Origin of the sequence: Enterobacter sp. CCUG 70166 (genome assembly GCF_020224095.1) — a bacterium.
Taxonomy (GTDB): Bacteria; Pseudomonadota; Gammaproteobacteria; order Enterobacterales; family Enterobacteriaceae; genus Enterobacter; species Enterobacter intestinihominis.
In genome coordinates this window covers 66,014-86,700 of record NZ_NRIQ01000005.1, presented here as the reverse complement: position 1 = coordinate 86,700, position 20,687 = coordinate 66,014, and the positions used below count along the sequence as shown (strand labels likewise).

General features: G+C 55.5%; 23 protein-coding genes. 14 read left to right on the top strand and 9 right to left on the bottom strand.

From position 1 onward, the window contains the following. The first annotated feature begins 6 nt into the window (after positions 1–6). Genes ulaD through CKK19_RS02825 form a run of 3 tightly spaced genes read left to right on the top strand, consistent with a single transcriptional unit; the run spans position 7 to position 2,206 of the window. Positions 7–657, top strand: a complete 651-nt coding sequence (ulaD, locus tag CKK19_RS02835; RefSeq protein WP_022646832.1) for a 3-keto-L-gulonate-6-phosphate decarboxylase UlaD — start codon at positions 7–9, stop codon at positions 655–657. Between the two features lie 9 nt (positions 658–666). After that, the gene (locus CKK19_RS02830) at positions 667–1,527 is read left to right on the top strand and encodes an L-ribulose-5-phosphate 3-epimerase (RefSeq protein WP_022646833.1); all 861 of its coding nucleotides are present in this window, start codon (positions 667–669) and stop codon (positions 1,525–1,527) included. Next, the gene (locus CKK19_RS02825; protein ID WP_063853089.1) at positions 1,520–2,206 is read left to right on the top strand and encodes an L-ribulose-5-phosphate 4-epimerase; all 687 of its coding nucleotides are present in this window, start codon (positions 1,520–1,522) and stop codon (positions 2,204–2,206) included. Before CKK19_RS02830 ends, CKK19_RS02825 begins: the two co-directional genes overlap by 8 nt. Before the next feature lie 133 nt (positions 2,207–2,339). On the opposite strand, the gene yjfY is transcribed toward CKK19_RS02825, so the two are convergent. Beyond that, complete coding sequence (gene yjfY, locus CKK19_RS02820) at positions 2,340–2,615, bottom strand: DUF1471 family protein YjfY (protein ID WP_023299144.1); 276 nt, start codon at positions 2,613–2,615, stop codon at positions 2,340–2,342. A gap of 340 nt (positions 2,616–2,955) precedes the next feature. Between yjfY and rpsF the strand changes: the two genes are divergently transcribed. The 5 genes from rpsF (at position 2,956) to CKK19_RS02795 (ending at position 5,477) form a co-directional block, all read left to right on the top strand. Continuing rightward, positions 2,956–3,351 carry a 30S ribosomal protein S6 gene (gene rpsF, locus CKK19_RS02815; RefSeq protein WP_003856034.1) on the top strand — a complete coding sequence of 132 codons (396 nt, stop codon included), beginning with the start codon at positions 2,956–2,958 and terminating at the stop codon, positions 3,349–3,351. A 6-nt stretch (positions 3,352–3,357) separates the two neighbouring features. Next, on the top strand, positions 3,358–3,672 hold the full coding sequence (priB, locus tag CKK19_RS02810) for a primosomal replication protein N (protein WP_022646836.1): 315 nt from the start codon (positions 3,358–3,360) through the stop codon (positions 3,670–3,672). Between the two features lie 4 nt (positions 3,673–3,676). Then, positions 3,677–3,904 (top strand): 30S ribosomal protein S18, encoded by a 228-nt coding sequence (gene rpsR / locus CKK19_RS02805; RefSeq protein ID WP_000135199.1) that lies wholly within the window; start codon positions 3,677–3,679, stop codon positions 3,902–3,904. A 41-nt stretch (positions 3,905–3,945) separates the two neighbouring features. Next, positions 3,946–4,395, top strand: coding sequence for a 50S ribosomal protein L9 (rplI, locus tag CKK19_RS02800; protein ID WP_006810372.1), 450 nt, complete (start codon positions 3,946–3,948; stop codon positions 4,393–4,395). A gap of 152 nt (positions 4,396–4,547) precedes the next feature. Next, positions 4,548–5,477, top strand: a complete 930-nt coding sequence (locus CKK19_RS02795; protein WP_063853085.1) for a DMT family transporter — start codon at positions 4,548–4,550, stop codon at positions 5,475–5,477. A gap of 46 nt (positions 5,478–5,523) precedes the next feature. On the opposite strand, the gene CKK19_RS02790 is transcribed toward CKK19_RS02795, so the two are convergent. Continuing rightward, positions 5,524–6,162 (bottom strand): OapA family protein, encoded by a 639-nt coding sequence (locus tag CKK19_RS02790; RefSeq protein ID WP_032625204.1) that lies wholly within the window; start codon positions 6,160–6,162, stop codon positions 5,524–5,526. A 231-nt stretch (positions 6,163–6,393) separates the two neighbouring features. Here CKK19_RS02790 and fklB point away from each other — a divergent pair, with 231 nt between their 5' ends. Together fklB and cycA are read left to right on the top strand one after the other, a co-directional pair. After that, positions 6,394–7,014 (top strand): FKBP-type peptidyl-prolyl cis-trans isomerase, encoded by a 621-nt coding sequence (gene fklB, locus CKK19_RS02785; RefSeq protein WP_022646839.1) that lies wholly within the window; start codon positions 6,394–6,396, stop codon positions 7,012–7,014. Between the two features lie 314 nt (positions 7,015–7,328). Then, entirely contained in the window at positions 7,329–8,738 is a 1,410-nt protein-coding gene (cycA, locus tag CKK19_RS02780; RefSeq protein ID WP_022646840.1) for a D-serine/D-alanine/glycine transporter, read from the top strand. A gap of 87 nt (positions 8,739–8,825) precedes the next feature. On the opposite strand, the gene ytfE is transcribed toward cycA, so the two are convergent. Further along, positions 8,826–9,488, bottom strand: coding sequence for an iron-sulfur cluster repair protein YtfE (gene ytfE, locus CKK19_RS02775; protein WP_023299148.1), 663 nt, complete (start codon positions 9,486–9,488; stop codon positions 8,826–8,828). Between the two features lie 246 nt (positions 9,489–9,734). Between ytfE and CKK19_RS02770 the strand changes: the two genes are divergently transcribed. Further along, positions 9,735–11,381, top strand: coding sequence for a methyl-accepting chemotaxis protein (locus CKK19_RS02770; RefSeq protein WP_022646842.1), 1,647 nt, complete (start codon positions 9,735–9,737; stop codon positions 11,379–11,381). A gap of 80 nt (positions 11,382–11,461) precedes the next feature. On the opposite strand, the gene CKK19_RS02765 is transcribed toward CKK19_RS02770, so the two are convergent. The 3 genes from CKK19_RS02765 to CKK19_RS02755 all read right to left on the bottom strand — a co-directional run bounded on the left by CKK19_RS02765 (position 11,462) and on the right by CKK19_RS02755 (position 14,257). Further along, complete coding sequence (locus tag CKK19_RS02765) at positions 11,462–12,427, bottom strand: DMT family transporter (protein WP_032625208.1); 966 nt, start codon at positions 12,425–12,427, stop codon at positions 11,462–11,464. Positions 12,428–12,502: 75 nt separating this feature from the next. Beyond that, positions 12,503–13,327: an AraC family transcriptional regulator gene (locus CKK19_RS02760; protein WP_023299151.1), complete on the bottom strand. Its 825-nt coding sequence runs from the start codon at positions 13,325–13,327 to the stop codon at positions 12,503–12,505. A gap of 81 nt (positions 13,328–13,408) precedes the next feature. Continuing rightward, complete coding sequence (locus CKK19_RS02755) at positions 13,409–14,257, bottom strand: SDR family oxidoreductase (protein WP_063853083.1); 849 nt, start codon at positions 14,255–14,257, stop codon at positions 13,409–13,411. A gap of 84 nt (positions 14,258–14,341) precedes the next feature. On the opposite strand from CKK19_RS02755, the gene CKK19_RS02750 reads away from it, so the two are divergent. Next, complete coding sequence (locus CKK19_RS02750; protein WP_063853081.1) at positions 14,342–14,728, top strand: winged helix-turn-helix transcriptional regulator; 387 nt, start codon at positions 14,342–14,344, stop codon at positions 14,726–14,728. A gap of 531 nt (positions 14,729–15,259) precedes the next feature. Here CKK19_RS02750 and CKK19_RS02745 read toward each other — a convergent pair. Continuing rightward, positions 15,260–17,203, bottom strand: coding sequence for a bifunctional 2',3'-cyclic-nucleotide 2'-phosphodiesterase/3'-nucleotidase (locus tag CKK19_RS02745; protein WP_063853079.1), 1,944 nt, complete (start codon positions 17,201–17,203; stop codon positions 15,260–15,262). Positions 17,204–17,393: 190 nt separating this feature from the next. Here CKK19_RS02745 and cysQ point away from each other — a divergent pair, with 190 nt between their 5' ends. Further along, the gene (gene cysQ / locus CKK19_RS02740) at positions 17,394–18,134 is read left to right on the top strand and encodes a 3'(2'),5'-bisphosphate nucleotidase CysQ (protein WP_022646848.1); all 741 of its coding nucleotides are present in this window, start codon (positions 17,394–17,396) and stop codon (positions 18,132–18,134) included. On the opposite strand, the gene CKK19_RS02735 is transcribed toward cysQ, so the two are convergent. Then, a complete protein-coding gene (locus tag CKK19_RS02735; RefSeq protein WP_063853077.1) occupies positions 18,128–18,685 on the bottom strand; it encodes a YtfJ family protein in 558 nt (185 codons plus the stop codon). The two genes, cysQ and CKK19_RS02735, sit on opposite strands and share 7 nt — an antisense overlap. A 324-nt stretch (positions 18,686–19,009) precedes the next feature. Here CKK19_RS02735 and CKK19_RS02730 point away from each other — a divergent pair, with 324 nt between their 5' ends. Next, positions 19,010–19,216 carry a DUF1107 domain-containing protein gene (locus tag CKK19_RS02730; RefSeq protein WP_003856054.1) on the top strand — a complete coding sequence of 69 codons (207 nt, stop codon included), beginning with the start codon at positions 19,010–19,012 and terminating at the stop codon, positions 19,214–19,216. Between the two features lie 76 nt (positions 19,217–19,292). Here CKK19_RS02730 and CKK19_RS02725 read toward each other — a convergent pair whose 3' ends face one another. Further along, positions 19,293–20,630, bottom strand: coding sequence for a hemolysin family protein (locus tag CKK19_RS02725; RefSeq protein ID WP_022646849.1), 1,338 nt, complete (start codon positions 20,628–20,630; stop codon positions 19,293–19,295). Positions 20,631–20,687 lie beyond the last annotated feature (57 nt).

Here is a 20,687-nt window from a genome sequence, read left to right as displayed (position 1 = left end):
TTGAAAATGTCATTACCAATGTTGCAGGTCGCGCTGGATAACCAGACGCTGTCTCACGCTTACGAAACCACCCGTCTGATTGCGGAAGAGGTGGACATCATCGAAGTCGGCACCATTCTGTGCGTGGGCGAAGGCGTTCGTGCGGTTCGTGACCTGAAGGCGCTCTATCCGCATAAAATCGTGCTGGCGGATGCCAAAATTGCCGATGCGGGCAAAATTCTCTCTCGCATGTGCTTTGAAGCCAACGCCGACTGGGTCACCGTGATCTGCTGTGCAGATATCAACACTGCGAAAGGCGCGCTGGACGTGGCGAAAGAGTTCAACGGCGACGTGCAGATTGAACTGACCGGCTTCTGGACCTGGGAGCAGGCACAGGAGTGGCGCGAAGCGGGTATCCAGCAGGTGGTTTATCACCGCAGCCGTGATGCGCAGGCCGCAGGTGTGGCGTGGGGCGAAGCTGATATCAACGCGATCAAACGCCTGGCCGATATGGGCTTCAAAGTGACCGTGACCGGTGGTCTGGCGCTGGAAGATCTGCCGCTGTTCAAGGGTATTCCAATCCACGTCTTTATTGCCGGTCGTAGCATTCGCGATGCGGAATCTCCTGTGGAAGCTGCGCGTCAGTTTAAACGCTCAATCGCTCAGCTTTGGGGTTAAGGAGCGGGTATGTTGTCAAAACAGGTCCCACTTGGCATCTATGAAAAGGCACTCCCTGCGGGGGAGTGCTGGCTGGAGCGGTTACAGCTGGCGAAGCAGCTGGGTTTCGATTTTGTCGAAATGTCGGTGGATGAGACGGACGAGCGTCTTTCTCGCCTGGACTGGCGCCGCGACCAGCGTCTGGCGCTGGTGAGCGCCATTGCCGAAACCGGCGTGCGCGTGCCGTCCATGTGCCTGAGCGCTCACCGTCGTTTTCCGCTTGGCAGCGAAGATGATGCCGTACGCGCCGAAGGGCTGGAGATCATGCGTAAAGCCATTCGCTTTGCACAGGATGTTGGTATTCGCGTGATCCAACTGGCGGGTTACGATGTTTACTATCAGGAAGCCAACGATGAAACGCGCCGTCGTTTCCGTGACGGCCTGAAAGAGAGCGTTGAGATGGCAAGCCGTGCGCAGGTGACGCTGGCGATGGAGATCATGGATTATCCATTGATGAACTCCATCAGCAAGGCGCTGGGCTACGCGCACTATCTGAACAATCCGTGGTTCCAGCTTTATCCGGATATCGGCAACCTGTCGGCATGGGATAACGACGTACAGATGGAGTTGCAGGCGGGCATCGGGCATATCGTGGCGGTGCACGTAAAAGATACCCGTCCCGGCGTGTTTAAAAACGTACCGTTCGGCACCGGGGTGGTGGATTTCGAACGGTGCTTCCAGACGCTCAAACAGACAGGTTATTGCGGACCTTACCTGATTGAGATGTGGAGCGAAACCGCGGACGACCCGGCGGCAGAAGTGGCGAAAGCCCGGGACTGGGTACGCGAGCGCATGGCGCGGGCAGGCTTACTGGAGGCGGAACATGCTTAAGCTGAAACAGCAGGTCTTTGAGGCCAATATGGATCTCCCGCGCTATGGACTGGTGACGTTTACCTGGGGCAACGTAAGCGCCATCGATCGCGATCAGGGGCTGGTGGTGATTAAGCCGAGCGGCGTGGCCTATGACGCCATGAAAGTGGACGATATGGTGGTGGTTGACCTGGAAGGACACGTTGTTGAAGGCAAATGGCGTCCTTCTTCAGATACGGCAACCCATCTGGCGCTGTACCAGCGTTACCCGTCCCTGGGTGGTGTTGTGCATACCCATTCCACGCACGCCACCGCCTGGGCACAGGCCGGGCTGGCTATCCCTGCTTTGGGTACGACGCACGCGGACTACTTCTTCGGCGATATTCCCTGCACGCGGGCGTTAACGCAGGCTGAGGTCGAAGGCGAGTACGAACTTAACACCGGCAAGGTCATTATCGAAACGCTGGGTGAGACGGAACCACTGCATACGCCGGGTATTGTGGTGTACCAGCATGGTCCATTCTCCTGGGGTAAAGATGCGCATGACGCCGTGCATAACGCGGTGGTGATGGAAGAGGTGGCTCGAATGGCGTGGATTGCGCGCGGCATTAACCCACAGCTTCAGGGCATTGATGATTATCTGATGAACAAGCATTTCATGCGTAAGCACGGCCCGAATGCTTATTACGGGCAGAAGTGAATAAGTGCTCTGGAATACCGAAACTGTTGTAACCGGTGGTATTCCGGAGCCATTCATAAAAAAAGCCCCCGGCAGGGGGCAATCATATATAGCTATGATTTTCGTTGGCTTTCCTGGTGCTGGAGATAAAGCGTTACTGGTAAATATCTGCGCTGGCGCGCATATTGCCGTTGCTGCCGGGCTCACGTGTCAGTATGACGTGATAGTATTTTGCGCCCTGCGCATCGGTTTCTTCATTAAGCGCCTGATCTGCTTCACTTTCAGTGGCGAAGTTATGATTGATGTAAATAACGCCTAAGCTCTGCACATCATCCATGTTTCTGGCCTGTCGGCTGTCTATCTTGATGGCTGCCATCGCGTTTGCACTGAGCAAAAGCGCAGCCAAAATGGCGAATGCGATTCTTTTCATGATATGCGCTCCACAACTGCGTGCTGTGATATGGGGTAATGCTCTCCTTCTCTGCTTAAGGCTTCTGATTAAAGTGTAATCGCTACTCGGGTTGCGATGGGTGACCATTTCTGATGGTGTTGTTCAAAAAAACAGCGTTTCTGATAAGTGAGATTTTAAATCACCCACTTAGAACAGCTTTACCCTTTGTGCGAATTATTTGTGCAATCACCTTGTGTTTAGCGGGGCGCGCAAGTATTATGACGCGTCAATTTTTCAGCCGACCTTTAACACGTTCCTTGCCTCCCCGGGCCTCGGCTGACCCAGACAGGAGGCTGAATAATCCGTAAGGAGCAATTCGATGCGTCATTACGAAATCGTTTTTATGGTCCATCCTGACCAGAGCGAACAGGTTCCGGGTATGATCGAGCGTTACTCTGCTGCCATCACTGGTGCAGAAGGCACGATCCACCGTCTGGAAGACTGGGGCCGCCGTCAGCTGGCTTACCCAATCAACAAACTGCACAAAGCTCACTACGTTCTGATGAACGTTGAAGCGCCGCAGGAAGTGATTGATGAGCTGGAAACTACCTTCCGCTTCAACGATGCCGTTATCCGCAGCATGGTTATGCGTACCAAACACGCAGTGACCGAAGCATCTCCGATGGTTAAAGCGAAAGACGAGCGCCGTGAGCGTCGCGATGATTTCGCAAACGAAACCGCAGATGATTCTGATGCTGGGGATTCTGAAGAGTAATTTCTGATGACCAACCGTCTGGTGTTGTCCGGCACCGTGTGCAGGACCCCCCTTCGAAAGGTCAGCCCATCAGGAATTCCGCATTGCCAGTTCGTGCTTGAGCATCGTTCTGTGCAAGAGGAAGCCGGGTTTCACCGGCAGGCGTGGTGCCAAATGCCCGTTATCATTAGCGGACACGAAAACCAGGCCATTACTCACAGTTTAACGGTCGGTAGTGCAGTAATCGTTCAGGGGTTCATCTCTTGCCACAAGGCAAAGAACGGCCTGAGCAAAATGGTTCTGCATGCCGAGCAGATTGATTTGATAGATACTGGAGACTAGCCAAATGGCACGTTATTTCCGTCGTCGCAAGTTCTGCCGTTTCACCGCGGAAGGCGTTCAAGAGATCGACTATAAAGATATCGCAACGCTGAAAAACTACATCACCGAAAGCGGTAAGATTGTCCCAAGCCGTATCACCGGTACTCGTGCAAAATATCAGCGTCAGCTGGCTCGCGCTATCAAACGCGCTCGCTACCTGTCTCTGCTGCCGTACACTGATCGTCATCAGTAATCGGGCACGGTCCATTAATACGACTTTAAGAGGATAAGGTAATGCAAGTTATTCTGCTTGATAAAGTAGCAAACCTGGGCAGCCTGGGTGATCAGGTAAACGTTAAAGCGGGTTACGCTCGTAACTTCCTGGTACCACAGGGTAAAGCTGTTCCAGCTACTAAGAAAAACGTAGAGTTTTTCGAAGCACGTCGTGCTGAACTGGAAGCCAAACTGGCTGACGTTCTGGCGGCTGCTAACGCTCGCGCTGAAGCAATCAACGCACTGGGCACCGTTACCATCGCGTCTAAAGCCGGCGACGAAGGTAAACTGTTCGGTTCCATCGGTACCCGCGATATCGCTGATGCAGTCACTGCAGCAGGCGTTAAAGTGGCTAAGAGCGAAGTTCGCATGCCGAACGGCGTTCTGCGTACCACTGGTGAGCACGAAGTTGACTTCCAGGTTCACAGCGAAGTGTTCGCTAAACTGGTTGTTAACGTAGTAGCTGAGTAATTTTTTACTCTGCTCACGTCGAAGCGCCGGCCTTGTGCCGGCGTTTTGCTTTTTAGCGTGACCCTACGTCATGTTTTGCGATTGTAAGGTCGCTATTCCTGATGCATTCTCTGATAATAAATTGAAACGCAATTTTATTTATGAGATTTGTCATGGATACCGCTCTGCCCACGCCCGTCTTTGCCCGTCGAAATGTGGCCTATGCCTGCGCCACGCTCTGCTGTCTGCTTTGGGGAAGCTCATACCCGGCCATTAAAAGCGGCTACGAACTCTTCCAGATCGCGACCGATGATATTCCGTCCAAAGTCGTCTTTGCCGGATACCGTTTTCTGTTTGCCGGTGCGTTGCTGCTGCTCTTTGCCCTGGCCCAGCGTAAACCGATTGCCAGGCTCACACCCACGCAGTTTGGTCAGCTCACGATCCTCGGGCTGACCCAGACCACCATCCAGTACACCTTCTTTTATATCGGCCTTGCTTACACCACCGGGGTGAACGGTTCGATCATGAATGCCACCGGGACCTTCTTCAGCGTGCTGCTGGCGCACTTTATCTACCACAACGACAAACTCAGCTATAACAAAACGCTGGGCTGTGTTCTGGGCTTTACCGGCGTGATGCCGGTGAACTTCCACGGCGGGTTAAGTGATTTCCAGTTTGTCTGGCAAGGTGACGGATTTGTGGTGCTGGCGGCCTTTATTCTCTCTGCGGCCACGCTTTACGGGAAACGCATTTCCCAGACCGTTGACCCGACGGTGATGACGGGATGGCAGCTGGCGATAGGCGGGGCGGCACTGGTTGCGGGAGGCTATGCCACGGGCGGGGCGCTGGAGGTGCACAGCATGAAGGCCGTCGCCGTGCTGGGGTATCTGACGCTGCTCTCATCCGTGGCGTTCGCCCTGTGGAGCGCGCTGCTGAAAGTGAACCGCGTGAGTATGATTGCCCCGTTCAACTTTGACATACCTGTAGCAGGAACGGTGCTCTCCGCCATATTCCTCGGCGAAGACATTCTGGACATCAAATACGCGATTGCGCTGGTGCTGGTCTGCTCGGGGATCTGGTGGGTGAATAAACGTCGTGCCTGAGAACAAAAGTGCCGGGGGGCGGCTTCGCCTTACCCGGCCTGGGCTATTAACGTGCTCTGATAAAACTGCCGTCCGGCTGGCGGGTAAACAGTACCTGCTGCCCGTTTCCGGTATCGATCGTTAACCCGGTCACCACCCCACTGGCATTCTGGCGGATCTGCACCATCTGACCATTTTGCAGGTTGCTGAGCGGCTTGCCAGCCCCCTCGACTTGCGCCATGGCATACACATCCGTTGCCGGCAGATTGTGGTCGCGGAACAGCTGAGCAAGGGTTTTCCCTGGCTCTACGCGATACGAACGCCACTGCTGCTCAATGCCGGTGGGCTGTTGCGCCTGTGGCTCTGAAGGGGCGGCGGCCTGCTCCTGATCTTCCTGAACAGGTTCAGGTTCAACCGGCGCAACCTGGCCCGGATCGTTAGACGGTGTGACCAGTTGCGTCTGCATCGGCTGTGAATCAGGCTGCGGCTGGCTTTGCGACTGGATATCCAGCTCAGCATTGCGGCTTACCGGCCCGGTATCAACGTTGTCACTGCCGGAAGGAAGCAGGAAACCGATGACCATCAGCAACGCGCCGATGATAATGCCTCTGCGGTGCAAAGGCGGCAGCGGGTCCATGATGCGAAAGTTATCCGGCGCATGCCAGATTTTCGCCAGGGTAGGTTTCAGTTCAAATCGCCCGGGCATGGCTCTCCTCCTGCTCCGCGTCTTTTTATCCTGTCCTGAGAAGTGTAGTTTGCTAACTGCCTGATGGGCGTAACAAAGCCAGCTTTCGTGACATATATTAGGGAAAATCCTGACGGCTACTATTGTTTCCGTTTCGTCGCAGTTTGTCACCTTTACTTAAGACAAAGTTTTACCCATAAGGGCATGGCTGATATGCTGCCCGCTACTTTAAATGTGATGGAAGGAAAACCCATGACCACCCCGACTTTTGACACTATCGAAGCGCAGGCAAGCTACGGCATCGGCTTGCAGGTAGGACAGCAGCTGAGCGAATCCGGCCTGGAAGGTCTGTTACCGGAAGCGCTGGTGGCGGGTATCGCTGACGCGCTGGAAGGCAAGCAGCCCGCTGTGCCGGTTGACGTTGTGCACCGTGCGCTGCGTGAAATCCACGAACGTGCTGACACTGTACGTCGCGCGCGTTTCGAAGAGATGGCGGCAGAAGGCGTGAAATATCTGGAAGAGAACCGTGAGCGTGAAGGCGTGAACAGCACCGAGTCCGGCTTGCAGTTCCGCGTAATCAATCAGGGTGATGGCGCAATCCCGGCGCGTACCGACCACGTTCGCGTACACTACACCGGTAAGCTGATCGACGGCACCGTGTTCGACAGCTCCGTCGCGCGTGGCGAACCGGCTGAATTCCCGGTCAACGGCGTGATTGCAGGCTGGATCGAAGCCCTGACCCTGATGCCAGTAGGTTCAAAATGGGAACTGACTATCCCGCACAACCTGGCATACGGCGAGCGTGGCGCTGGCGCGTCCATTCCGCCATTCAGCACCCTGGTGTTTGAAGTCGAGCTGCTGGAAATCCTGTAATCGGTTTTTCTTATTTTCCTCTCTCCGATCGGGGAGAGGAAAATAGCGATAAAACCTGGAGTTACGACGGAATCAACATTTTGTATTGCAAACGAAACTGTTACGTGTATTTTTGTGAGCTGTTTCGCGCTGTATGAGTGATATGACACTCACTTTCAACATATTATTAACATAATATTCAAATCATAGTATTCATCCCGCCGATTCTTACCTACTATCGATTAGCCCTTACAAAGGGAACGTCATTTTTTTGGCGTATTTAAAGGCCAGAAGAGCCTTAACAACACAGACAGGCATAAACAGGAAAATATCACATGGTAGATCAGGTCAAAGTCGCCGCCGCAGAAGAGGCGACGTCTGAACAGTCGCTACGGCGAAATCTCACGAACCGTCACATTCAGCTCATTGCCATTGGCGGCGCCATCGGCACAGGGCTATTTATGGGCTCGGGCAAAACTATCAGTCTTGCAGGCCCGTCGATCATCTTCGTTTATATGATCATCGGTTTTATGCTCTTTTTCGTGATGCGTGCAATGGGTGAATTGCTGCTCTCGAACCTCGAATACAAATCCTTCAGCGACTTCGCGTCAGACCTGCTTGGCCCGTGGGCGGGCTATTTTACCGGCTGGACCTACTGGTTCTGCTGGGTGGTTACCGGCATGGCGGATGTTGTCGCTATTACGGCCTACGCCCAATTCTGGTTCCCCGGCCTGTCGGACTGGGTGGCCTCGCTGGCGGTGATTGTCCTGCTGCTGAGCCTCAACCTCGCGACCGTTAAAATGTTCGGTGAGATGGAGTTCTGGTTCGCGATGATCAAAATCGTCGCCATCATCGCGCTGATTGTCGTCGGGCTAGTAATGGTGCTGACGCACTTCCAGTCGCCAACTGGCGTTCAGGCCTCGTTTGCCCATCTGTGGAATGATGGCGGCTGGTTCCCGAAAGGCATCAGCGGCTTCTTCGCCGGTTTCCAGATTGCGGTGTTCGCGTTTGTCGGTATTGAGCTGGTGGGAACCACGGCGGCGGAAACTAAAGATCCGGAGAAATCCCTGCCGCGCGCGATCAACTCCATTCCGCTGCGTATCATCATGTTCTACGTGTTCGCGCTGATCATCATTATGTCCGTGACGCCATGGAGCTCAGTAGTGCCAACCAAGAGCCCGTTCGTCGAGCTGTTCGTTCTGGTGGGGCTGCCTGCTGCCGCGAGCCTGATTAACTTCGTGGTGCTGACCTCTGCGGCCTCTTCCGCGAACAGCGGCGTCTTCTCCACCAGCCGTATGCTGTTTGGTCTGGCGCAGGAGGGCGTTGCCCCGAGCGCGTTCGCCAAACTGTCTAAACGTGCGGTACCGGCGAAAGGGCTGACCTTCTCCTGCATCTGTCTGCTGGGCGGTGTGGTGATGCTCTACGTTAACCCGAGCGTAATCGGCGCGTTCACCATGATCACCACGGTGTCGGCGATCCTGTTTATGTTCGTCTGGACCATCATCCTCTGCTCATACCTGGTGTACCGCAAACAGCGTCCACATCTGCATGAGAAGTCGATCTACAAGATGCCACTGGGCAAGCTGATGTGCTGGGTGTGTATGGCGTTCTTCGTCTTCGTGCTGGTGCTACTGACGCTGGAAGAAGATACCCGTCAGGCACTGATCGTCACGCCGCTGTGGTTTATCGCGCTGGGGCTGGGCTGGCTGTTTATCGGTAAGAAACGGATGGCTGGCATGCGTTAAGCATGTTGCCGGGTGGCGCTGACGCTTACCCGGCTTACGTTCGAGGACGTTGTAGGCCCGGTAAGCGCTAGCGCCACCGGGCTTTTTTTATTTACCCGATAATGCACGCGGGAACAGAACGTTATTCTCAAGACTGATGTGTTCCATCAGATCGTCGATCATCTCGTTGATGCCGTTGTACATCGCTTTCCAGGTGGTGCACGCCTCTGGCGGCGGTGTGACATTGTGGGTGGTGTGTTTGATCACTTCCAGCAGTTCGCCGGCGTCATCATGTTCGCTTTCCATCACGCTGATTGGCCCCATTGCCTGGCTGCCCATGCCCTGTTTGATCATCGGGAAGAGGATCTGCTCCTCTTTCATCATGTGGCTGGATAGTTCTTCGTGCAGCATGGTCAGGTATTTTGCCAGGCCGCGCGGTACGGAAGGTTTATCGGCGTGAACGCGCTCAACTTTGGTGGCCTGTAAAATCAGCTCCGGCAGCTGTTCGCGGTGACGGTCGTGGTAACGCACAATGATATGGTCGATGATTTCAGCCAGCGGCGCGGTGCGCCAGTCTTTGTCGACAGGCTGTTCTGCCAGCTTAGCCAGCTCCGCTTCGATAGCTTCTACATCCAGCTCTTTACGCGACGCTGCGCGCGCCAGCGTTTGCTTACCGCCGCAGCAGTAATCCATATCGTATTTACGGAACAGCGCTGAAGCGCGAGGGATGGAGAGCGCCAGCTCGCCTAAGGGTTGGTCGCGGAAGGCCATAGCAGTTACCTCATCATCAGGAATATAAGATGCATTTTAAATGCATCTTTATGAGGATACTATAACCCTTTAGAGGCAAGGGTAAAAATGAGAAGGGGATCACAAAAAAAAGCGTGCTTTTAACTTGCTGATTGAATGCAGAAAAGGGCTTTCGAAAGTTTTTAAAGGTGGAGAAACAGTAAACAACCTGCCGCGCGTGCCGATAGATACAGGTCAGACAATACCTGTATATAAAAAAGGCAACGCATGTTTAAACGTATAAAAGTCATTACTCTTTTGATTTCGGTGCTGCTTGTGCTCGGCATCATGCAACTGATCTCCGCCGGCATTTTCATTAATGCGCTCAATAACGACAAAGAGAACTTCACCGTTTCTCAGCTTTCCAGCCAGAACGTCGCGGAGTTTACCGACGCCTGGATCAGCCTGAATCAGGCGCGTGTCACCCTTAACCGCGGCATGCTGCGTCTGCAAAGCAGCATGGCGTCGCAGATTAACGGCGGGCAGTTGAACGAGCTGGTCAATACCGCGAAAAACCTGCTGGCTGATGCCCAGACACATTACGATAAATATTACGCGCTGCCGGAAACGCCGGGTATGGACGAGCACCTGGCCGACAGGCTGGAAGAGCACTACCGCATCTACTCCGCCACGCTGACGCAAATGAACGTTCTGCTGGGGCAGGGCAATCTGGAGGATATGTTCAAACAAAATGCCGAACAGAAGCAGACCGCGATGCAAAAGGTCTATCGCGAATGGCGCGAGGCGCAGGCCGCGCTCACCGACAAAGGCATCAAAGACAATGAAAGCGACTACAAACGCATTCTGTGGATCCTCTCTGCGGTGATGCTGCTGGTGATCGCGGTGATTATTTCCAGCTGGATTGCGATGCGCCGCGTGCTGCTGCTGCCGCTGGAAGAGGTGATCAGCCATATCCGCGCCATTGCGGCAGGGGATTTAACCCAGCCGATTCAGGCTGAGGGTAAAAATGAAATGGCGATCCTGGCGCGCAACGTTCAGGAGATGCAGACTGCGCTGGCCAACACGGTGGGCGTAGTGCGTGAAGGCGCAGATACCATCTACACCGGCGCGGGTGAAATCTCGGCGGGCAGCAACGATCTCTCGTCTCGCACAGAGCAGCAGGCCGCTTCTCTGGAAGAGACGGCAGCCAGCATGGAACAGTTAACCGCCACCGTGAAGCAAAACGCCGATAACGCGCGTCAGGCGTCGCGTCTGGCGCTGGACGCCTCCTCCACCGCGAAGAAGGGCGGAAATGTGGTAGAAGGCGTGGTGCGCACCATGGACGAAATCGCCACCAGTTCCAGCAAAATTGCGCAAATTACCAACGTAATCGATGGCATTGCTTTCCAGACCAATATTCTGGCGCTGAACGCGGCGGTAGAAGCGGCGCGTGCGGGCGAGCAGGGGCGTGGCTTCGCGGTTGTCGCGGGTGAGGTGCGTACCCTTGCCCAGCGCAGCGCCCAGGCGGCGAAAGAGATCAAAGCCCTGATCGATGATTCCGGCGAGCGCGTTAACGCGGGCTCTCAGCTGGTAAATGAAGCGGGCGCGACGATGGCAGAGATCGTCAATGCAGTTACGCGCGTGACGGACATCATGGGGGAGATTGCGTCGGCCTCCGACGAACAGAGCCGCGGTATCGACCAGGTGGGCCAGGCGGTGGCGGAGATGGATCGCGTTACCCAACAGAACGCCTCGCTGGTGGAGGAGTCTGCGGCGGCGGCGGCGGCGCTGGAAGATCAGGCCGCGCGCCTGAACGACGCGGTGGCGGTGTTTAAGATCACCCGTAACCAGGCGGTGAAAGCCGCGCCAGTAAAGACCTATGTACCTAAAGCGCAGCCCGTAGCGGCGTCTGAAGCGAACTGGGAAACGTTCTGATACTGTGCCGGGTGGCGCTGACGCTTACCCGGCCTACGGTTTTGTAGGCCCTGCAAGCGAAGCGCCGCTGGGCGAAAAGCTCACCCCTCCGACGCCGGAACGACCATCGGTTTTTCCGGCTTCGCTCTCACCGCAATCACCACCCCAACGACCAGCAGCGCGATCCCGCAGGCCGTTAGCAGCGGCGGCACGCTCTGGCGCATCAGGAAGGTATAGAGCAGCCCGGCCAGCGTTTCAAAGACAATCAGCGGCCCCAGTATCACCGTCGGCAGCTTCTGGCTGGCAATGTTCCAGCACAGCGCGCCAACCCACGAACAGAGCACGGCAATGGCGACCATTAACCCGACGAATACCCACGGGCGCGGTCCGAAGGGCAGGGCGAAATCCGGATGCTGGCTACCCAGCCAGATACATGCACCCACATAGCCCAGCAACGAGACAGGAAGCGTGACCAGCGCCTGCGCCGTCGCCCACATCATCGGATGTTTATCCGGGTTTTCCCGCAGCCAGCGTGCGTTGCGCAGGGCATACCAGGCCCAGCAGACAACCGAAATAACCGCCAGAAAGATCCCAGAACCGTAACGCCACAAGCTGAAGTTTTCGAGGCCGTGGCGTAGCTCGGCAATATTCACGCACACCAGCCCCACGGCGATGCATACCAGCGCAGGCACCATTTTTGACCACGCCAGTTTGCCGTCACGCTGGCTATAAAGCAGGTTTGCGAAAACCGGAATGACCACCGGCAGCGTGCCGATAATCATGGTCGACACCGGCGCACCGGTACGCTGAATGGCGCTCGCCAGGCAGACGTAGTAGATAAGATTACCCATCATGGTCAGCCACAGCGCGGTGAGCCAGTCCTGGCAACTCAGCTGGCGCAGACGCGCACGCCCCAGCCATGCCAGCGGCACGGCAATAAGCCCCAGCGCCAGATAGCGTCCGGTCGACTGCAATATTGCCGGGTACTCAGGCACAATCAGCGGGCCGACGAAAATCAGCCCCCACATCAACCCTGCAAGCAGGGCATACAACACGCCGCTAATCATCTTTTCGTCCACAGTAATACATGTTGTAGCCAGTGTAGGAGGCACAGATGCACGCGTATTGTATGAGGTTGCGCATTAGCGCGGCGAAACCTGCTTCTGGTAACGCACGGGCGTAATGCCGTAGCGGCGGGTAAAGGCGCGGGTCAGGTGAGACTGATCGGTCAGCCCCGTTGCGGCGGCCACCTCGGCGGCAGGCATGCCGTGGGTGAGGAATGCTTTGGCGCGCCACAGCCGGATGGCCATCAGCATCTGGTGTGGGGTGACGTGAAAATGGGCCTTAAACTGGCGCTGGAAATGGTACGGGCTGAGCGACACGACGCTCGCCAGTTCGTCCAGGGTGAGCGCGCGCATATAGTTGTCGTGCAGATAGTCGCGAACGCGCTCGAAGCGGTGCGCGCCCTCCCGGGCTACCGGCGCGTGACGGGCCAGCGGCTGGAACGTCTCAATCAGATCCAGCAGCAACCCTTTTTGTGCCAGCGCATCGTTCGTATGCCAAAGGCCGTAAATCAGCTGGCCAATTTGCTGCGAGCGCAGCGGGTCGTGGCGGGTCACGTCGCTAAACCACCAGTGGCGAAGGCCGGTGACTTCTTCCAGCAGGTCGGGTTCGATATAGACCATCCGGTAGCGCCAGCCGCCTTCGGTGGCGGATTCGCCCGTGTGGATCTCGTCCGGGTTCATGGTCACGACCGATTTTTCAGCGGCTAAGTGTTGGGTACCGCGATAGCGGAAGCGTTCGGCGCCGGTTTCAATGGTGCCGATACCGAAGGCTTCATGCGTGTGAGGCTCAAAGGCGTAGTCAGCAATATGCGCGTGATATAGCTCCAGACCCGGCAACTGCGCCAGATGGCGAAAGCGCGCGCTGTCTCTCTCATCAGTAAACTGTTCCGGTACGCCTTGCACGGTGAGCCTCCTTGTGGGTCATCGCTTCATTATCCGAGATGACCCGAAGGGATGCCACAAAAAATAACCAATTCTTAACAATTACAGAATGGCTTTGATGCTCTCCGCCAGCGGCGTGGTCAGACGGCCAATCAGTTTACTCAGGGTACGGCTGTCGTCAAACAGGCCGCCTTTGGACGCACCGGTATCGGAATCCGCCAGCATCTCCGCCAGCCCGGCAGGCAGACCAACGCCTTTCAGTGCAGCGGCATAATCGGCTTCGCTGAGGTTCTGATACGTTACCGGCTTACCGCTCTGCTTGCTCAGCTCCGCAGCCAGTTCGCTCAGCGTCCAGGCATTGTCACCTGCCAGTTCATACACCTTGCCGGCGTGACCCTCTTCAGAAATCACTTTTGCCGCAGCCGCCGCGTAATCCGCACGGGTCGCAGAGGCAATTTTGCCTTCGCCTGCGGCACCTATAAATACGCCGTGTTCCAGCGCTGGCGGCGCGCTTGCCAGGTAGTTTTCGGTGTACCAGCCGTTGCGCAGCAGGGCGTAAGGCACGCCTGAAGCCGCCAGTGCATTTTCGGTTTCGACGTGCTCAACGTGCAGACCCAGCGGGGAGGTATCCGCATGCAGCAGGCTGGTGTAGGCGATAAGTTTCACCCCGGCGGCTTTGGCGGCGTTAATCACGTTCTGATGCTGTGCGGCGCGCTGGCCCACTTCGCTGGAGGAGATAAGCAGCAGCTTATCCACGCCGTTCAGGGCGGTGGTGAACGCGGCCTGGTCGGTATAGTCCGCCTGACGTACCACAATTCCCCGCTGGCTTAAGGCGTCGGCTTTTGCCGGGTTACGCACAATAGCCACGATCTGGCTGGCCGGAACGGTTTTCAGCAGTTCTTCAATAACGTGTTGGCCAAGCTGGCCGGTTGCGCCGGTAATCGCGATCATGATGAATCTCCTTCGTGTTTGTCTGGTGTTGTGGCACACTATCACCATAACTAACTTTTAGTAAGTACGCACAAAAAGGTAAGTATGAAAACACCGATACCGACGCTCAGCGAGCAAATGCGCGATGGCAATCTCTTCGCAGAACAGTGCCCGTCACGGGAAGTGCTCAAACATGTTACCAGCCGCTGGGGCGTGCTGATCCTGGTGGCGTTACGTCAGGGGACGCATCGTTTTAGCGATCTGCGCCGCAAGCTGGGCGGTGTGAGCGAGAAGATGCTGGCCCAATCGCTTCAGGCGCTGGAGCAGGACGGGTTTGTCGATCGCGTTTCTTATCCGGTTGTGCCGCCGCACGTGGAATACAGCCTGACGCCGATGGGGCTGGAGGTGAGCGAGAAGGTGGCCGCGCTGGCTGACTGGATTGAGGTCAATACGCCGCAGGTGCTGGCGAATAGGGACGAGCGTGCGGCGTAAACGCCGGGTATGTGCGGCCTGATGCCCTCGCCCTGACCCTCTCCCACGGGGCTGAGGGTTCCCCACAAAATAATGCCTGCACAGACGGCCCCCTCTCCCTTGAGGGAGAGGGCTGGGGTGAGGGGGACATACGGCTCTGGTGGTTATTCCGTTCACTTTATGTTCCTTGCTACTCTGTCACGGCATGAGCGGTGAACGTGCCAGGGTGGCTCAGTCGCCACCACCCTGGCGACCCGGGCTTCCGGCGATAAATCGCCGCTTCGCGGTGCCTTCGGCTTATTCCTTCCGGCTTATCGGGGACGGGCGGAGGTAACATCCCTGTAAAGCCCGCCCTCTCGGCGCATCCCTGCGCCTCGCCCCGGCCTACAGGAAACACCTCAGCGATTTACAGCCGGACCGAGGCATCGCTGAAAGCCCTCAGTTATTCTGAGGCAACGTTATCGCTTTTGCTTTCAAATTAGTGGGGAACCCTCAGCCCACGGGGAGAGGGAACAAACACCAAAAACGGCAACGAGCGTTGCCGTTTTGCTTTTACCTGCTCAAATCCACCTGATAAATCGCGAACCCAATATCATCCGTCGCGACCTGTTTCATCGGATACTGCGCCTTATCCTTGATAAACGCGGCTGCTTTATCGGACGGTGATGTCTCAAAGCGAATATCCAGCGTCGTGTCGCTGTGGATCGGCGCCAGACGCCAGTTGTTATCCACCGCCGGATGAATTTCACCCGCTTTTTTCGACTCCGCGCTAATCCACGCCGCCAGCACCGTACGGTTCTCATCCGGCGAGGCAAAGGCGATGTGGCTGTCACCCGTACCGGCAAACTTACCGCCATAGGCGCGGTAGTTGTTGGTCACCACCAGGAAAGTGGCATTCGGATCAATCGCTTTGCCGTTGAAGGTCAGGTGTTTGATGCGTTCTGCCTGCGGATTAATGGCCTGACATTCGCCGTCATATTTCGCGGGCTGGGTTATATCAATCTGATATTCCACGCCGTCGATCACGTCGAAGTTGTAGGTGCGGAAACCGTCCCAGTTTATCAGCGACTGCGGTTTGCTGCTGTGCGGATCGATCTGGTTGAACTGTCCGGCAGAGCACTCCAGCCACTCCTTCACCTCTTTCCCGGTGGCTTTCACCACCACGAGGGTGTTGGGATAGAGGTAGAGATCGGCGGCATTACGGAAGGTTAGCTGGCCTTTTTCCACCTCAACGTAGCTGGCCGGATCGTTCTTACGCCCGCCCACTTTGAATGGCGCCGCGGCAGACAGAACCGGCAGATTGGCCAGATCCGGATCGCCCTGAATATAGTGCTCGGCATAGGCTTTCTGCGCCATGTTGACTACCTGCACGGTCGGGTCATCCTGTACCAGCGCGAGGAAGCTGTACATGTTATCAGCCGATTTACCGATCGGCTTGCTGACAAATTCACGCGTTGCGTCGTGGTCATGCTTCAGGACGTCGACCAGCTTTTTATCTTCTTCGGCCAGGGATTTTTTTGCAGCGGCATCATAAATCGGACGCGCTTCCGCTTTCGACTGCGTGACTTTCCAGCTCCCGCTGTCGTTATTCAGCACCAGATCTACCACGCCAAGGTGGTCGCCCCACATGCCCGGCATCACCGATGGCACACCGTTGAGCGTCCCTTTTTCGATGTCCGCGCCTTTGATACTGGCGAAATCTTTGCCCGGGAAGACGGCGTGGGCGTGACCAAACAGGATCGCATCCACGCCCGGCACCTGGCTGAGGTAATACACGGAGTTCTCAGCCATCGCCTGATACGGGTCGGCCGAGAGGCCAGAGTGGGCCACAACGACCACCACATCTGCACCTTTCGCCCGCATCTCCGGCACGTATTTGCGCGCCGTTTCGGTAATGTCGTTGACGGTTACTTTCCCGTCGAGGTTGGCTTTATCCCACGTCATGATCTGCGGCGGCACAAAGCCGATATAGCCGATTTTCAGCATCTGTTTTTTACCGTCCTGGTCGACAACCTCGGTCTCTTTAATCAGGTAAGGGGTAAAGAGCGGCTTTTTCGTCTTAACGTCGATGATATTGGCATTAACGTACGGGAATTTTGCCCCTGCCAGCGCATCGTGCAGGTATTTCAGGCCGTAGTTAAATTCGTGGTTGCCCAGGTTGCCGACGGCATAGTCCAGCGTATTCATTGCCTTATAAACAGGATGGATCTCGCCTTTCTTTAGCCCCTTCGCCGCCATGTAGTCGCTGAGCGGGCTGCCCTGAATTAAGTCCCCGTTATCGACCAGCACGCTGTTTTTCACTTCACTGCGGGCGGCGTTGATCAAACTTGCCGTACGTACCAGTCCGAATTTTTCGACAGGCGTATCTTTGTAGTAATCGAAGTCCATCATGTTGCCGTGCAGATCGGTGGTTTCCAGAATGCGGAGATCCACCGTCGCTGCCTGAACGCTTGCCGCAATCAGCGTTGCCAGGAGCGTTGCGCTAAACTTAATCATCTGAGGAGTCCTTTTTTCGATCCAAGCCACAAAAGAGTATGTATGTAGTATTTGTTGCTTACAGAAGTGTGAATGCTGCCAGAAAAAAGAACGCTGAAACCAGAATTGCTTCACAGATAGCGGAATTGTTCACATTACGATATAACTAAAACAATAAGTTATGCCCACTGCGTTAACGAAGAGGTGGAGAATGTTAGATCAAATTTGTCAGCTCGCACGGGATGCGGGTGATGCCATTATGCAGGTGTACGACGGTGCGAAACCGATGGATGTTGTCAGCAAAGCGGACGACTCCCCGGTGACGGCGGCGGATATCGCGGCGCATACGGTGATCCTGAAAGGTTTGCAGACCCTGACGCCGGATATTCCGGTCCTTTCTGAAGAAGCGCCCCAGGGCTGGGACGAACGTCAGCACTGGCAGCGTTACTGGCTGGTGGACCCGCTGGACGGCACGAAAGAGTTCATCAAGCGTAACGGTGAATTTACCGTGAATATCGCCCTGATTGAAAAAGGAAAGGCGGTGCTTGGCGTGGTTTATGCCCCGGTGATGAAGGTGATGTACAGCGCGGCGGAAGGTAAAGCCTGGAAGGAAGAGTGCGGCGTGCGTAAGCAGATCCAGGTGCGAGATGCCCGTCCTCCGCTGGTGGTGATCAGCCGCTCGCACAGCGACAGCGAGCTGGAGGAGTACCTGCAACAGCTGGGCGAACACCAGACGACGTCGATCGGCTCGTCGCTGAAGTTCTGTCTTGTGGCGGAAGGGCAGGCGCAGTTGTACCCCCGTTTCGGGCCGACGAACGTCTGGGATACGGCGGCAGGGCATGCGGTGGCTGCGGCCGCAGGCGCGCATGTGCATGACTGGCAGGGTAAGCCACTGGACTACACCCCGCGCGAGTCGTTCCTCAATCCTGGCTTCAGGGTGTCACTTTACTGAGTCAGCAGCTTATGCAGCAGGGCTACTACCTGCTGCACCTCATCCTGCGTCAGCGCGCCGTCCTTAACCCACTGTACGCGACCGTTTTTGTCCAGCACAACAATCGCTGAACTCTCTTCTTCCAGCTGCCACGCCTTACGCGTCACGCCGTTGCTGTCGACAATAAACTGCGACCAGGGATAGAGCTTCTTATTGCTCTCAAGGCTTGAGCGCACAAACATCCCGGAGCCGGGAATCGCGTCGTCGGTATTCACGATGGTGGTGGTCTGGTAGCGATCGTGCGGGAGTTTTGCGGCCTTGATCGCTTCCACGAGGGTGGCGTTTTTCTCTTTAGCGGATGTACGTCCGGCAATATGCTGTACAACTCTCACTTTGCCCGCAAGCTGCGCGCTATTCCAGGCTTTGTAGCTAAACTTATCATTGTCGAGAATCAATTCTCCCCGGTCAGCAATGCCGACCGGCGGGACACGTTGTCCTTTTTCAAGGTTGTGTGCGGAAGCCATCAGCGGCAGCAACAGGCAAGCTGCTGCCAGGAGGTTACGTAGGGTCATGGTGTTTCCTTATTGTGAGCAGGTGATCCGACCACTTGGTCATGCGCTTTTAATCATAAGTGCGATCAATGGGCTTTTCCCGCAATCCCGATGCCAGTTTGCGGGCGAACGCACATATCCACGCAAAAACGACGGCATATACTGCTCTGTATCACGCTTTGCAAAGATTATTCTGAATAATTGTAATCAAACGGTAAATAAACTTATGCACACTGGGTAAGTACGAGGTTCTGGTCTATAGTCATTGGGCATCAAAATTTGCGCTCAGGACAGTCGGGCCGATTGTGGCACCGCAAGGGCGTATGATTCGCAGGAGATACAAGAATGAAAATTTTCCAACGCTACAACCCGCTTCAGGTGGCGAAGTACGTGAAGATCCTGTTCCGTGGACGGTTGTATATCAAGGATGTTGGCGCTTTTGAGTTCGATAAGGGCAAAATCCTTATCCCGAAAGTGAAGGACAAACAGCACTTGTCTGTGATGTCCGAAGTCAACCGTCAGGTTATGCGTCTGCAAACTGAGATGGCTTAACCAACGTGCTATGCAGTAGTAGTTAAAAAGACGGCTCCCGATGGGAGCCGTTGATGTTTGTGGGACATACAAAGGGTTACGCCGACACCTTATCTTCCGCATCTGGCAGCTTCGGTACCAGCACGGTCGGTTTACTATCAATGCGCGTTACCAGCAGTTGGTCGATGCGGTAGTTATCAATATCCACCACTTCAAACTTGAAGCCAGAGAATTTCACCGAGTCGGTACGTTTCGGGATCTTACGCAGCATAAACATCATAAAGCCGCCGATGGTCTCGTAGTTTCCGGACTGCGGGAACTCGTCGATGTCGAGCACGCGCATGACATCTTCAATCGGCGTACCACCATCGATCAGCCATGAGTTCTCATCACGCTGCACAATTTGCTCTTCCAGCCCCTGGCCGACCAGGTCGCCCATCAGCGTTGTCATGACGTCGTTGAGGGTGATAATGCCCACCACCAGCGCATATTCGTTCATGATCACCGCGAAGTCTTCACCGGCGGTTTTGAAACTTTCCAGCGCTTCGGAGAGCGTCAGGGTGTCCGGCACAATCAGGGTGTTGCGGATCTGCACGCCGCTGTTCAGCGCCAGGCTCTGGTTTGCTAGCACGCGGTTCAGCAGGTCTTTGGAGTCCACATAGCCGATGATATGGTCGATATCTTCGTTACAGACCAGGAACTTGGAGTGCGGATGCTGCGCCACTTTAGTCTTCAGGCTCTGCTCGTCTTCATGCAGATCGAACCAGATGATGTTCTCACGGCCGGTCATGGAGGACGGCACGGTACGGGATTCCAGTTCGAAAACGTTCTCGATCAGCTCGTGCTCCTGCTTGCGCAGCACGCCTGCCAGCGCCCCGGCTTCCACCACCGCATAAATATCGTCGGAGGTGATGTCGTCTTTACGCACCATCGGCAGCTTGAAGATGCGGAAAATGACGTTCGCCAGGCCGTTGAAGAACCACACCAGCGGACGGAAGACATACAGGCAGAAGCGCATCGGGTTGATGATACGCAAAGCCACAGCTTCTGGCGCAATCATACCGATGCGTTTCGGGGTCAGGTCCGCGAATAGAATGAACAAACCGGTGACCAGCGAGAAGGAGAGGATGAAGCTCAACTGCTCGGCCAGCTCTGCGGACATGTACTTTACAAAGAGGCTATAAAACGCCGGAGAAAATGCTGCATCGCCCACGATACCGCCAAGAATGGCGACCGCGTTCAGGCCAATCTGCACCACGGTAAAGAACATGCCTGGGTTTTCCTGCATTTTCAGAATGCGTGATGCGTTGATGTTGCCCTCGTCGGCAAGCAGCTTCAGTTTGATTTTACGGGAGGCAGCCAGCGAGATCTCCGATATCGAGAAAAATGCACTGACGGCAATAAGACAAAGTATTACTAAAATACTGTTTAACATAGTTTATCCGGCTTCTCGCCAGATCCTCAGAAGGGGAGTTGATACCATTCGTGTGAA